General features: G+C 39.3%; 11 protein-coding genes and 1 pseudogene. 9 read left to right on the top strand and 3 right to left on the bottom strand.

From position 1 onward, the window contains the following. Nucleotides 1-333 precede the first annotated feature (333 nt). Nucleotides 334-1,356 carry an NAD(P)H-dependent amine dehydrogenase family protein gene (locus tag QUF78_RS11710; protein WP_289316695.1) on the bottom strand — a complete coding sequence of 341 codons (1,023 nt, stop codon included), beginning with the start codon at nt 1,354-1,356 and terminating at the stop codon, nt 334-336. Nucleotides 1,357-2,089: 733 nt separating this feature from the next. Between QUF78_RS11710 and QUF78_RS11715 the strand changes: the two genes are divergently transcribed. The 8 genes and pseudogenes from QUF78_RS11715 to QUF78_RS11750 all read left to right on the top strand — a co-directional run bounded on the left by QUF78_RS11715 (nt 2,090) and on the right by QUF78_RS11750 (nt 8,537). Further along, complete coding sequence (locus QUF78_RS11715; protein ID WP_289324777.1) at nt 2,090-3,004, top strand: MFS transporter; 915 nt, start codon at nt 2,090-2,092, stop codon at nt 3,002-3,004. 11 nt (nt 3,005-3,015) lie between these two features. Continuing rightward, nucleotides 3,016-3,369 (top strand): MFS transporter, encoded by a 354-nt coding sequence (locus QUF78_RS11720; protein WP_289324778.1) that lies wholly within the window; start codon nt 3,016-3,018, stop codon nt 3,367-3,369. A 585-nt stretch (nt 3,370-3,954) separates the two neighbouring features. Continuing rightward, nucleotides 3,955-4,749 carry an alpha/beta fold hydrolase gene (locus tag QUF78_RS11725; protein WP_289324779.1) on the top strand — a complete coding sequence of 265 codons (795 nt, stop codon included), beginning with the start codon at nt 3,955-3,957 and terminating at the stop codon, nt 4,747-4,749. A 44-nt stretch (nt 4,750-4,793) separates the two neighbouring features. Then, nucleotides 4,794-5,042: a ferredoxin gene (locus tag QUF78_RS11730; RefSeq protein WP_289324780.1), complete on the top strand. Its 249-nt coding sequence runs from the start codon at nt 4,794-4,796 to the stop codon at nt 5,040-5,042. 204 nt (nt 5,043-5,246) lie between these two features. Beyond that, a complete protein-coding gene (locus tag QUF78_RS11735) occupies nt 5,247-6,239 on the top strand; it encodes an NAD(P)/FAD-dependent oxidoreductase (protein ID WP_289327298.1) in 993 nt (330 codons plus the stop codon). Between the two features lie 968 nt (nt 6,240-7,207). After that, nucleotides 7,208-7,537 (top strand): carboxymuconolactone decarboxylase family protein, encoded by a 330-nt coding sequence (locus QUF78_RS11740; RefSeq protein WP_289324781.1) that lies wholly within the window; start codon nt 7,208-7,210, stop codon nt 7,535-7,537. A gap of 18 nt (nt 7,538-7,555) precedes the next feature. After that, nucleotides 7,556-7,726, top strand: a pseudogene (locus QUF78_RS11745) (SDR family oxidoreductase); the annotation flags it as partial. Between the two features lie 628 nt (nt 7,727-8,354). Then, nucleotides 8,355-8,537, top strand: coding sequence for a hypothetical protein (locus QUF78_RS11750; protein WP_289324782.1), 183 nt, complete (start codon nt 8,355-8,357; stop codon nt 8,535-8,537). 26 nt (nt 8,538-8,563) lie between these two features. Here the strand turns inward: QUF78_RS11750 and iadA are convergent, their stop codons facing one another. Both iadA and QUF78_RS11760 read right to left on the bottom strand, forming a co-directional pair. Continuing rightward, the gene (gene iadA / locus QUF78_RS11755; RefSeq protein ID WP_289324783.1) at nt 8,564-9,736 is read right to left on the bottom strand and encodes a beta-aspartyl-peptidase; all 1,173 of its coding nucleotides are present in this window, start codon (nt 9,734-9,736) and stop codon (nt 8,564-8,566) included. A gap of 36 nt (nt 9,737-9,772) precedes the next feature. Further along, nucleotides 9,773-11,194, bottom strand: a complete 1,422-nt coding sequence (locus tag QUF78_RS11760; protein ID WP_289324784.1) for a YfcC family protein — start codon at nt 11,192-11,194, stop codon at nt 9,773-9,775. Nucleotides 11,195-11,462: 268 nt separating this feature from the next. Here QUF78_RS11760 and QUF78_RS11765 point away from each other — a divergent pair, with 268 nt between their 5' ends. After that, nucleotides 11,463-13,505, top strand: a complete 2,043-nt coding sequence (locus QUF78_RS11765) for a sigma-54 interaction domain-containing protein (RefSeq protein WP_289324785.1) — start codon at nt 11,463-11,465, stop codon at nt 13,503-13,505. Nucleotides 13,506-13,772 lie beyond the last annotated feature (267 nt).

Consider the following 13,772-nt stretch of genomic DNA (forward strand, 5'->3'; position numbering starts at 1 on the left):
TTACGAAATCGATTAGTTTACTTAATTAGGATGACTTACATATGATAGTTGACAAAAAAGTAGGGGTCCCCGGATTTTTAAAAAGGAATAATCTGCAAAGCCACCGGTTATGGTGGTTTTTTTGTCATTTTGGCATACTCAGTAGTAACGGTGTAATGATAGCAGCTTTATTAGGAGGGGCTTATCATCAACCATTTCATGAACATAGGGAAGGTAAATTTAACTGACCAAGACGCAAAGGTGAACCATCCGAGATGGTTCACCTTTGCTAATATCGCTATATTCAAGCTTTGGAATCTGGTTTCACTTAATTGGATAATCGTTAGTTAGCCCCTAAATACGCACAAAATCTGATTGATTTATATTTCTCGGCACGCCGATGTCAGCCATTGTAAGTAAACCTGGTTTACGGAGGGAATCAATTTGCTTTGCGGTATTGATAATCATTGCTGCGGTTGCGGTATCGCCAAAAATGCCGTTTGGGACAATCAACCTCTGGGTTTCGTTCCCCTCAATAACGATTTCATCTTCTTGCTTAATACCTGCAGACATCGTTAAATCCAGTGAAATTTCCTTTCCGTCCGTTGTCTTGCCCGTGGAAATTTGATGGAGCCCCTTAACATCCCCAGGTTTTAATGTAGTTAGGGGAACGGTAATATTTTCACTTGCAATCGTTGGTTCTATTATATTGATTACGCTTGAAAGTTTCCAATTGAGCCCATAAGCGATCAATCTTACAGACTCCTCAAGTCCTACATGACCAATTTTATCCTGTTCAGCTAAAAATTCAAACTCTTCTTTGGTCATACCGATTCCGACTTTTTTTTGTAGGGGAAGGCGCCTTTTGGATACATCCACTTTACGATTGACCCTGATTTTGTTAACCGTCGTCAATATTGTTGAAAAAGAAATGGCCATAGTATCCATTATGTAGCCTGGATTGATTCCGGTTCCAATGACACTAAGTCCTTTTGCTTTAGCGTAATCATCTATTTCCTTTGCAAGTACAGGGTAGCGATGCCAAGGGAAAGAAAGCTGCTCACAGGTGGAAACAACTGAAAAACCATGATCTAAAAGCTCTTTGATTTGTGGCCATACTTTTTGTGCGTTTGAACCGGTTGCATGAAGGGCAATAGGGTGGTCAGCTGCAGAATTCACTTCCTGTATGTGGGTTACTACACACTTGTTCGTTTCTTTTTCATTGATGAGTAAACCAATATCCTTACCTACCTTATCGGGATCAATATCGACAACGCCGATAATCGATTGTGGATTGGTTTGATAAGCGCTGCGTAGAATTTCAATACCAATGGGGCCGAGTCCGAATACTGTAAATTTAGAATATTGTTTAGCCATTCATCTCTCATCCTTTCAAATAACGTATAAGAAAAGGCTAACATTGATAGATAAATAATAAAAATAGTTAATTTTTATATATTTATAAATTATCGTTATAAAAGGAATGACAGTAATGATATGGCGGATGTATGTAAAAGAGGCTTCAAAAGGTTTTATTAAGAAAAGTCCCAACTTTTTGTGCTGGACGAAGTGGCTATCGGTTGCAAGGGATTGAAGCAAAACAACCATTCCAAGGCGTGTCGGTATTCTAACCGAGCAAAGTAAAGAATTAATCCCTAAAAATTAAAATTCAGAGATATATTTAAACATTCCTTCATATCAAAAACGTGTCCACAAATAGGCACGTTTTTATTTTTTGCGATCACGAGTTGTATGGATGGTTGTAAATCCGGTTACTCCTTGCCGAGTAGTGTTGATGCGATCTTAGAATCCATAATCAATAATGGTGAAGACGGTATTGTTTCGTGTTGTTGTCAACGAAACAATACTTTTTTTGTTTTTTTTATTTAAAACTATTTTTTTTATTGAAAAAATATTATCTGAATAATATTGACTATTTAGAAAGTTCAATATAACATTAAATATCGGTAACAATGTTTTTTATATAAAACATAAAGTTGCTGCTATTTATTTTGAAAGGGGGAGTTGGATAAGTTTAATAGTATACGAGGCATTATCTTATCACTAATAATGAAAGCGCATCCAAAAAGTATTAAAAGGGGGTAATAACATGTTACAAGGTCAAAAAAGGTGGTTGTACATTGCGGTTCCTATTTTTTTCTTCTGGTTTTTCGGTCAGATTGATAAAGTGGGCATCTCTGTTATCCAAACTGATCCGGGATTTTTAAGTGACCTTGGTTTAACTGGCCCGGATAAAAATGCGAAAATTGGCTTAATCTCCTTTATATTCATGATTTCATACTCGTGTTCCAACATTTTTTGGGGGGTTATTATTGACAAGTTAGGGGCACGGAAAACAGCTGTTTTAGGTTTGCTGGTTTGGACAGCGACCATGGTTATGGGGGGGCTGTCTACTTCATATGAAATGTTTTTAATTAGTAGGGTCATCCTCGGAATTGGGGAAGGGATGATGATTCCGATATCGGGTAAATTTATTTCGAATTGGTTTCATAAACGCGAGCTTGGTCGGGCACAGTCATTCTGGATTACCGGCAACTATCTAGGCCCAGCAGTGGGTACTGTTATGCTCATTCTTATAATTTCAACTTTTCATTGGCAGGCTGCATTCTTTGTTCTCGCCGCCTTTAATTTATTCATTAATATTCCAATGTTCCTTTTCTTGACTCGTAATACGCCAGAAGAACATCCACGTCTCAGTAAAGAAGAGGTCTCCTACATTCGCCAGAAAGACGAAGCAAATGATGCGGAGCAGAAGCAATTCTTCGCTAAGGATTATCGTTATTGGATTGTCTGGTTTGGCAATTTGATGTCGTCCTTTCTATTCTTTGGAATCAGCATTTGGCTGCCAACCTATCTCGTTGAAGCCAAAGGCTTTGAAAGAGAAGCAATGACGGGGATTACTTCATTATCGTGGCTATTTGCTCTTGGATTTGTCCTGGCCGGTGGATTTCTGGCGGACAAAACGAAACGCCCGAGTTTGCTAGCGACGATCTTTTCATATTAACAGCTGTATTTTTGACAATTGCCGTTATTGCACCAAATCCTATTGTCGCAGGCGTTTCTATGGGGCTCGCTATGGGAACCCAGGGAGGAATGTTTCATCTGACCAATTTTTTCATCATCAAATTTTCGACACCTGAAACAGCTGGCCGCGCAGGTGGTTTAATGGGTTTCACAAATATTATGGGTGGCTTTTCAAGCTATATTATGGGGTGGAGTCGCGATTTGTCTGGCGGTGATTTTGGTCCTTCCATCGGCATGCTGATTGTGGCAGCTATGCTTGGGTTTGTGGCTTACTTGTTTATGATTAAAAGAGAGGCTGCTGAATATCACCTAAGTAATAGGACCGGAAATAAAGTAACTTTTTAAATGGATGGATCAAGGGACAGCAGCGACACGATTGGCAGAAACAGCGCAAATGTTGTGAAAGCACACGCGCAGACACCCTCCGTAAAAGAAGAACCGAATGTGGAATAGCCTGTCTCAGTTCAAGTGGACTTGGTGTTCAATAAACCGTAGTTAGAAGTGGTTTCTCAGTAAGAAGGGGCGCCGGATTCTTACTGAGAAGCCAAATAAGTCTTAAAGATAGAATGCCAATGGGTTGATATATTTTTAGACTCACGAGTGAAAGAACAAGTTGAGTATTATAAATATGTAAATCATCTTTTGTTGACTATAAAAACAGAGTGTTAAAACCAATACACTTTTCCTTTTTTATAACTTACATTGACAATAAAGCGATTACATTTTAAAATTGTTAATATATAAAAAACAATGTTTTGTATGTGAAACAACTAGGTTTGTGAGGTTGAATTTATTGAGGAAATTTAAAGTGGCAAAAGAAACCTTTTAGAATAAGGAATTTGTGGCTCGCTTACAAGACCGTACACTTGATTCTGTAAAAAGGTTTTATAGAGTTGCCTTTGCCAAAAACAAATAAGGGGGACTGATTGCATGCCTTATGTACAAGTTGAAGATTTAAGTATTCATTATCAAATAGAAGGTAATGGAGAACCTTTAGTATTGTTGCATGGTATGAGTAATAATTCTCAGTCATGGATGGAACAAATTCATGATTTAAAGGAACATTTCACGGTAATTGCATGGGATGCTCCGGGTTATGGGAAAAGTTCAGATCCGGCAGAAGGATTTAGAAATTTTAAAGAGTTTGCGCGTATTCTGAACGGCATGCTTGATCAGCTAAAGTTGGAAAAAATCCATCTGCTCGGCCATTCAATGGGAGCAGCAATTGCGATAGAGTTCTGTAGCCTGTACCCTAATAAGATTAATAAACTTATATTAGCCGATTCGACAAGAGGGGCTGCTGCCCTAACCCCAGAAGAAAACGAGATGAAATTGAAAAATCGATTATTTTCAATTGAAAACCTTTCTCCTGGGGAGATAGCGGAAAAAAGGATACAAGCATTGCTATCTTCCTATGCATCCGAAAAAGTCCATAAGCGCGTAAAAGAGATTATGACACAGGTAAGGCCGGCAGGATATCGTTCCGTAGCATATTCACTTTATCATCTAAATCAAATGAATTTGTTATCTCATATAGATGTTCCTGTTCTTATTATTTGTGGTGAGTTGGATACTGTAACTCCTATAAAGGAGTCGGAAGCAATTCATGAAAAATTAATGAACTCCCAGCTAGTTATAATTCCAGAAGGAGGTCATCTGTGTTATCAAGAAAATCCAGAGAAGTTTAACTCAAGCATTCTAGAATTTTTGAACAAAAGTGAATAAGGAAAAAAGCTAAGCTTAGATTAAAGCGGGGAATGATAGTGAAAATGGCTAAATTTACAATCGTGGATAAAGAAACTTGTATTGCTTGCGGAGCATGTGGTGCTACAGCTCCGGAGATTTATGATTACGATGATGAAGGTATAGCGTTTGTTATATTGGATAATAATGATGGGGCTGCAATCATACCTGATGAACTCGAGGAGGATATGCTGGATGCTTCAGAAGGATGTCCGACCGAATCTATTAAAATAGCTCAAGTGTCCTTTGATGGTAATCCTAATAAATTTGAATAACATTTCTAGATAAGATGGTTGCAATTAATTAATAGATTTATAGATTTTTTTAACTATGGAGATAACATCTCTAGTTTGGTTTAAAGGGTGGAAATTCAATTATTTTTACGGGGAAAGGGAAGGGTTACTTGTACAGGTCTATCCCTTAATGGGTCTAATTTCAGTATGATCAACCAACAACATGAAGAACAAGGAGTGATTAATTTGACAGAAGAAAAGAAGGTTTATGACATAACAATTATTGGCGGCGGCCCAGTTGGCTTGTTTACGGCGTTTTATGGGGGAATGAGGCAAGCAAAGGTGAAAATCATTGAGAGTCTTCCTCAATTGGGAGGACAGCTCACGGCTCTTTACCCCGAAAAGTTCATTTATGATATAGCTGGATTTCCAAAAGTAAGGGCTCAGGAATTGATAGATAATTTAAAAGAACAAATGAAAGTATTCGAACCAACAATTTGTCTTGAAGAAGCAGTTGAACAGATGGAAAAGCAAGCTGATGGAACATTTAAGATCACTACGAACCTCGATACTCATTTCTCTAAATCAGTAATTATTACTGCTGGGAATGGAGCTTTTCAGCCCCGTAAACTAGAATTGGAAGATTCAACACAGTTCGAAAATAAGAATTTGCATTATTTCGTGAATGATATGAACCAATTTAAAGGAAGAAAAGTTGCGATTCTAGGCGGTGGAGATTCTGCAGTTGATTGGGCCCTTATGTTAGAGCCCATTGCTGAAAAAGTAACATTGATACACAGAAGAGATAAATTTCGTGCCCATGAACATAGTGTAGAACAATTAGTGAATTCCTCTGTTGAGGTCAAGACACCATATATTCCCTCCGAACTGGTAGGGTCGGATCAGATTACTCAAATTGTTTTGGAACACGCAAAGACTCAACAAAAAGAAGTGGTGGAGGTAGATGATTTAATTATTAATTACGGCTTTGTCTCTTCTCTTGGCGCGATTAAAGAATGGGGTCTAAACATCAATAAAAATGCAATTATCGTCAATTCCAAACAAGAAACGAATATTTCAGGCATTTATGCAGCCGGGGATATTTGTACGTATGATGGAAAGGTTAAATTGATTGCTTCTGGATTTGGTGAAGGTCCTACGGCTGTCAATAATGCTAAAGCCTACATTGATCCCAAAGCGAAAGTTCAGCCGATGCATAGTACTTCCTTATTTAATTAACCTGAAAGGGAATTTAAAGATTTAATAAATTTGATATAGAAAGGTACTAATTGGGAACAGCTTATATAAATAATAATCAGTCCAATTGCCTTCATTATAGGTCCTGATTACATAAACGCTACGTCAAGACGAATATTACATTCAAAGCTACACATTCAAAAATAAAAGTCGAATTTCTTCAAAGATAGGAATTCGACTTTTAGATCGTTTAAGTAAGGTCCCCCATAGCGATTCTTCACAATATGTTTCTTCGTAAGTAAAAAATAGTATTGAATAGGTTATTAATAGAAAATAACTAGAGGTTCCTATCTAACGAAATCCCTACTTGTTCTGCCACGACTTAGGGTGGGTCAGCTATCGTAGGATTCCACTACCCCTACGATAGCTGATCCAAAGAATTTAGGAATAACCTCTTTATTTAATCCTTAATTTTTTCCTGCGTTTATATTCACATCTCCTTTTAATTCTTCAATGACAAATTCCAGGGTAGGGCTGCGAAAAGCAGAAGCCCCTTTACTCTTTAAGATCGTCGAAAATAGAAATAATTGCTTACAAATTATTCAAACCAAATCAGGTTTCCATCTTTAAAATCCATTTCAGTTTCAGATTCACACAATTGTTTAAAGTTCATTAATATGCTCTTCAATGAGTTTATCCGGTTAATTAAATTTTTCCATGTGATGATGATAAATGGGTTCTTCGGCCAACAATTGCGATGTCGGGAATATCCTTTGTAATTTAATCGAAATTTTTTTCAGACATCAGTTCAGAAAAATAATCACACAATATTTATCGAATTGTGCAATTAGGCACATTTCCCGTGCATTTGATTATTGCAGACATTCTGTTTTTATTTAAAATTATACACAAATGTGCGATATCGCATCAATATGTAATTTTTATTGGGCATCAAATTTAACTACCTACGGCAAAATAGAAGAGTAAAAAAATGAAAGAAGGGATAGTAAATGTCAAATTCAATAGAACCTACTCCAGCACAGAAAATGATCGGAGATATTGCTCCCAAGCTTGTACAATTAAACGATGATGTTTTGTTTGGGGATATATGGGAGCGTGGGGAACTTTCTCCCCGTGACCGTAGTTTAATTACCGTATCTTCTTTAATAACCGGTGGAAATACACAACAACTAGGATTTCACTTAAACAAAGCAAAGGAAAACGGTCTTTCTGAAGAAGAACTTATTGAAGTCATTACCCATCTTGCTTTTTATGCTGGCTGGCCAAAAGCGATGTCTGCAATCATGGTTGCTAAGGAATTGTTTTCGAAAGAAAAATAGCAATGAAATTTTAAAAGTAAAATCGATGTATTAGTGAATAATGCAGGAGTGATGCCACAATCATTCCTTTTTAAGAAGAAAATCGATGAATGGAATATGATGATCAATGTGAACATCAAAGGCGTACTTTATGGCATTGCAGTTGTTCTGGCTACAATGAGGGAACAGAAATCCGGGCACATCATTAATGATGAGTTTGCCCCCACTTTAATTTTTGGGGCAAACATAGACATTTAATACTTTATTTGTTTTAAAAGGCATTAGGGATTTCTACAAAAGGACACTTTGCCCGTTTTGAAGTAATACAACCTATGTTTTACTTGGTTAAACGTCAAACTGAGGTCGGAATTTCACCTCTGCCCGCTTCCGAACAGGTTGGAGTATCCTCTAGCTATAGCCCTTTAGGAGCTGGACTTCTTAAAAGGTAACATGGGGATAAACGAACATAGGAAAGACGGTTAGTGGTAGATAAACGATATTCTGATCGCTATTTGGATGAAATGAATATCGCTGTAGCTGACCGATTTAATGGGTATGCTGCAGAACATGGCATTGACATCTAAACATTTGTGGTTGTCTGGGTTATGTCGGAGCCTGCAATAACAGCACCCATTATCGGGTCAAGAAATTTATAACAACTCGAGTCTTTCCTTGCTCCTTTTGATGTGGACATGACCCTGGAATGGCGGAATGAAATATCTTCATTATCTATTACTCCTGCACCTGCAACGGACCTAGGAGAAACGCTATTACCGATGTCGACATAAATCTACCAATAGATGATTCTTTGCTCCTGCCGAGAATTTCCCGCACCGCCTTGAATCGGATCCGCAACGGACGGGTCATTCAGCAGTCCCGCTATGATTTTTCTTCGGTAGCCAGAATGATTGCGCACCCGATATTGGTCGGAACTGGAGGTAACATATTGGCAAGTGGCATGCCATTTTCAACATTGCGATGGATATTTATTACGGAATCGAATCACTGTGAGGCGACGTGATTCCGATAAACGGGTATTCTGTCTCCTCATTCAAATGTTCCTTTTATCAACGGAACACCTTTTTCTACCATAACTTTTCCTCTCGCCACTACAGTGGCGATTGATAATGTTTCCTTTTGCAACAATACGATATCAGCATCCTTCCCGATTTGAATACTGCCCTTGTTTGAAAGCTTCAGCACTTGTGCGGGATTCGTGGTGATGACCTTCAGAGCCGTTTCAAGAGGGATGCCTTCTTCTAAAACAGAATCACGGACTTCGTGATATAAGGATGATACTTTTCCTACTTGAAGGCCTGCATATTCTCCATGAATGTTGAAAAAGGGAAGGCTTGCTTGCCCGTCTGAAGAGAAAGTGATGTTTCCTACTGGAATCCCTTCTTCAAGCATGATGCGTAAGGCCATGCTGCACTTCACTTCGCCATCTTCTAAAAACTGAGGAATGGTGCTTGTAGTGAAGTCTACGTATCCGCCTCGTTTCGCGTAATCAATTCCCGCCCTGAATAATTTTTCATTTCGGTTAATATGTGTCGGATGGAGCTGCCGTATGGGAATGTTGGTTTTATCTGCGACTTCATGTAACAATGAAAGCTCTCCATTTCCATCCCCTACATGAACTTCCAATATACCGGCTTTTCCTGATAGAATCCCGCCGTTGCGTGCCGCTGTGGCGATTTTTATAATTTCTTCGAATGTGGGTTCTGATGATCTATGGTCGGAGATAGCAATCTCCCCGACACCGATAATTTTGTCGATTAGAATAATGTCGTCTTCGATTTTTCCGGTCAATGTTTTAACGGGTACTTGATAGGAGCCTGTATGAATGAAACAGGAAATACCTTCCTCTTCAAGGGCCCGCGCCTTGGCAAGGAGGCTTTCCATTCTACGTGTAGTTCCGTCCGTACCAAGTAAGCCGACCAGCGTAGTAATTCCTGAAGTTGTAATATCCGTGAGCATCAGCTCGGGGGTGCGGGTTTTGAATCCGCCCTCGCCGCCTCCGCCAATAATATGAACATGTGAATCTATAAAGCCCGGAACAATCAAAAGATTAGTCGCATCGATGATTTGAATAGGAGCAAAGTTGTCAGGAATCTCGATTCTATCATCTATGAATGCGATTTTATCATCTGTAATTAATATGTCTTTCCGTCCTAAGTAATTGGGTGAGTATATCTCGCCATTTTTGATTAAAGTAAGCAATGCGTTTCTCCTCCTGTAAATAAGTCGTGATCTATATCAGAATGGACCATATCCGATGAAGTGAGCTGTGATGACAGCTATTAATCCGATGAGATATTGAATGAGCACCAGCGGCAGAATCCACTTCGCCCATTTTGTCCAAGGAATGCCTGCGATTGCCAAGCCCGCCATCAAGGTGGTAGCTGTCGGAAAAATCATATTTCCAATTCCGTCCGCAAAAGAGAAAGACAGCACTGCAGTTTGGCGTGTAATATCCAATAAGTCTGCAAGCGGCACCATAATTGGCATGGTCAGCATCGCATGACCGGTGCCTGACGCTAAAATGAAATGGATAATGGTTTGGAAGCTGTACATGCCGGCAACGCTTAAATAGGCCGGAATATGCTGGATGGATTCAGCTACTTGATGCAACATGGGGTCAACAATATGTCCTTCATTCAATACGACAAGAATGGCGCGTGATACGCCGATTATCAGAGCGCCGCCGAGCAAGGCTGCAGATCCATTGGTAAAGGAGTTGACAATGTGATCTGCAGACAATTTCCCGATGATTCCAATAACGATTGTCAATACAATGAATAAGGCAGCTATTTCTGTCATGTACCATTGGAACTTGATGACTCCAAACGCCAAGACGATATAGTTAATTAAAAAGGCGCCTAAGATGAACTTGTGTCTGGCTGTTAACTTTGCACTTGATTGCAGCAGTTTTTTCGCTTCTTCTTTTGTATATTTTCCGTATATTCCTATAGAAGGATTTTTCTTTACCTTCATTGCATGACGATAGATATAAAGAACAGAAACAATATAGACGATGAAAAATAAAATAAGGCGCAACCCTATGCCCGAGAACATCGGCAATTCTGCAATTCCTTGCGCAAGTCCTACTGTGAATGGATTCATGATGGCAGTCGTAAACCCTGACAATGCCCCCACTATGACGATGGCGGTTCCTGTAATTGTATCGAATCCCAGGGCCAACGCCAACGGAATGATAAGAGGAAGATATGCAAGTGTTTCTTCCGCCATCCCCATTAAGGAGCCACCTACTGCGAAAAACAGCATCACGACAGGAATCAATAGCTTTTCACGCGTCGCCAACTTACGAGCCATTGTAGCGATAAGCACATCAACCGTTCCTGTTGCTCTTAAAACACCAAAAAATCCTCCGATAATCAATAAGAAAAAGATAATATTTCCGGCTTCCACCATTCCGGTGTGAATAGCTTTTATCATATCGAACATTCCGACCGGTGCAGAGTCTATCCATTTAAAAGAACTGGCATCTACAGTTGTCCTTCCATCAGCTTCGATCCGTGCATATTCCCCGGCAGGCAAAATGTAGGTGAATAGAGTTGCTATTGCGAGAATGCAGAGCAGCAATACAAAAACATTGATTTTTCTCTCTTTTTTTCCCGCTGTTCCAAGCGAAACAACCTTCTCTTCTATTTGGCTCATCAGTGTCTCTCCTTTGTCTTTAAAATAAATGCATGGAATTAAGACGCTTACAAAATATTCCCGGCCTATGGGCTATCATCAGTTTCCTAGTATTATGCTGTCCCCTCCTTATCCATAGGCACTTCAATCCTTTATATATGCAAATCTTGTGCCATTAAAGGGGGAATGATATTTACGGAAACTTAATTGTCGGAATTAGAGTATAAGGACTTTATTGGTCCTTTTTGGTGATATAATAGAACCAATTTAAAGACAGGTTGGTGTTTTTATGTCAGGGTCCTCACTTACACTAATAGCGGGAAGCACAAAAACAAAGGAAGCCTTGCAGGAACAGCTGGAACTATTGCTTGGAGACTATGTTCATGTCAAAAGCCATGCTGCAGATGAGGGTTTACCGCATTCTCTGGAAGATGAAATCATCTTGTATTCATCAGATGCCGCTTATGCTAATAAAAAGGGTATGTATAGCGTAAATGCCGGGAAAATAATTGTGGGAAAAAGAACGGTTAACCATGAGTACATTGACAAACTTTTAAGAATACCAGATGGTTCATCAGTTCTTCTGGTGAATGATGATGATGATGCAACTATAAATCTTATTGAATCCTTATATCAGCTTGGTGTCGATCATATTCAATTTATCCCTTTTCGGAAGGGTATATTGTTTTATGAGGATGTCCAAATTGCCGTTTCACCAGGAGAAACACATCTGTGTCCACCTTACATAAAAGAAGTAATCGATATAGGCGTGCGTCTTTTCGATATAACAACAATTCTGGAAGTAGTAGAAAGTTGTGGTTTGCACAAGGATATATCCTCGAAGATTTCAGAAAGGTATATTAGCAATATCATAGAATTACAACGTAAGCTCGTATATGCAGAGCGGGATGCCAAGCAAATGAGCGAACACATCCAAAATGTGTTGGGAACAGTCGATGATGGAATCTTGGTCGTTAACGGAGAAGGACTGATTTCAGTATTCAATAACCAGCTTGCGGCATTGTTCCATGTTGAGGCACAAGAGGTGGTTAATAAGTATCTAGAGCAAGTAATGAATCGCCGAGATATTACCCAATTCATCATGGAAGGTAATGATGAAAGCAAGTTCTTCGAAATAGACAGCGTGGATGTCGTAATTTTCCGATTGCAAATGATCAAAGAACATACAATCGTCGCAACCTTCAAAAGTGTACATCAAGCCTTAGAAATAGAAAAGACAGCACAAAGAGAAATGCGAAATAAAGGATTCTATACGAAATACTGCTTTGATGATATTATCGGCGAGGATGAAGTAATGAAAAAGCGTAAACAAATTGCCAAGAAGCTTGCCTTATCGGAGCATCCGATTTTGATTCAGGGCGAGACAGGAACAGGAAAAGAACTGTTTGCTCATGCCATTCATGAGCATTCCTTGCGAAAAAACGGGCCGTTTCTGGCTGTGAACTGTAGCGCATTAACAGAAACGCTACTTGAAAGCGAATTGTTTGGCTACGAAGAAGGGGCATTTACAGGAGCACAAAAGGGAGGCAAGAAAGGACTGTTTGAAATGGCGGATAATGGGACCATTTTTTTAGATGAAATTGGCGACATAAGTCTCACCGTTCAATCCCATCTGCTTCGAGTTCTGCAGGAGGGCGAAATTCGCAGGATTGGCGGAAAAAGAATCATTCCCATTAATGTTAGAGTGATTACCGCAACAAATAAAGATCTTCAAGGAAAGATGCGGGACGGTTCATTCAGAACAGACTTGTTTTACCGGCTGAATGTACTCAATCTGAACATTCCCTCACTCAAAGAAAGAAGAGCGGATATTCCGCTTTTGATAAAGCATCTCATCACAAAAAGCGGGAAGTGGGTAAAGGTGGAGCAAGAAGTTCTGGAGTATTTCATGCAATATGAATGGCCCGGCAACATACGAGAACTGAAAAGTACAATTGATTACATGCTGACCGTCTGTGAGGGGAATGTCGTGACGAAAAGTGACCTTCCGTTCATTCACGGTCTTACGGGAAACAGTGTGCCTTCTGAATATCCCGCATGTGAAAGTATGCTGGAAATGCAGGAGCGTGCTTTCATCCTGGAAGTAATCAAGCAATGCAACGAAAAAGGAAAAGCTGCAAGTAGAGAACTGATTTCAAGTTACAGTCAAGATTCCGACATTTTCTTGTCCCCTCAGCAGATCCGACGCCGCTTAAATATTTTAGAAAGCGAAGGGTTTGTCATCAAAGGCAGAGGACGGGCCGGTACGAAAATCACCGTTGCCGGAATAGAGTATTTATATTTTCTTAAGTCGGAGCATGGGATGCATTGATATTCTTAGGCACTACCAATAGGGGTGGTCCGAATATTTGAACGTTTTTAAAATGATATTACTTAGCGGAGTATAGAAGAAAAAATTAGTATAGCCCAATTTCTCAGCGTCATAAACGAGAAATTGGGCTTTTTTTACTTCATAATGCGTAAAACTACTTTTGATCCTTTTAATCGAGAGAGGATCTTTTTTATTGAAAAGGTAACGAAGAGCTAACCATTATTTTTAAAACCGTTAATTAAGATGATAGGTTCTTCTCACTCCGAG

The organism is Peribacillus sp. ACCC06369, from assembly GCF_030348945.1.
GTDB lineage: Bacteria > Bacillota > Bacilli > Bacillales > DSM-1321 > Peribacillus.

Bases quoted from the DNA above. Each gene is read 5' to 3' on its own strand.
- QUF78_RS11710 (WP_289316695.1), bottom strand. From the start codon at position 1,356: ATGGCTAAACAATATTCTAAATTTACAGTATTCGGACTCGGCCCCATT.
- QUF78_RS11715 (WP_289324777.1), top strand. From the start codon at position 2,090: ATGTTACAAGGTCAAAAAAGGTGGTTGTACATTGCGGTTCCTATTTTT.
- QUF78_RS11725 (WP_289324779.1), top strand. From the start codon at position 3,955: ATGCCTTATGTACAAGTTGAAGATTTAAGTATTCATTATCAAATAGAA.
- QUF78_RS11730 (WP_289324780.1), top strand. From the start codon at position 4,794: ATGGCTAAATTTACAATCGTGGATAAAGAAACTTGTATTGCTTGCGGA.
- QUF78_RS11740 (WP_289324781.1), top strand. From the start codon at position 7,208: ATGTCAAATTCAATAGAACCTACTCCAGCACAGAAAATGATCGGAGAT.
- QUF78_RS11760 (WP_289324784.1), bottom strand. From the start codon at position 11,194: ATGAGCCAAATAGAAGAGAAGGTTGTTTCGCTTGGAACAGCGGGAAAA.
- QUF78_RS11765 (WP_289324785.1), top strand. From the start codon at position 11,463: ATGTCAGGGTCCTCACTTACACTAATAGCGGGAAGCACAAAAACAAAG.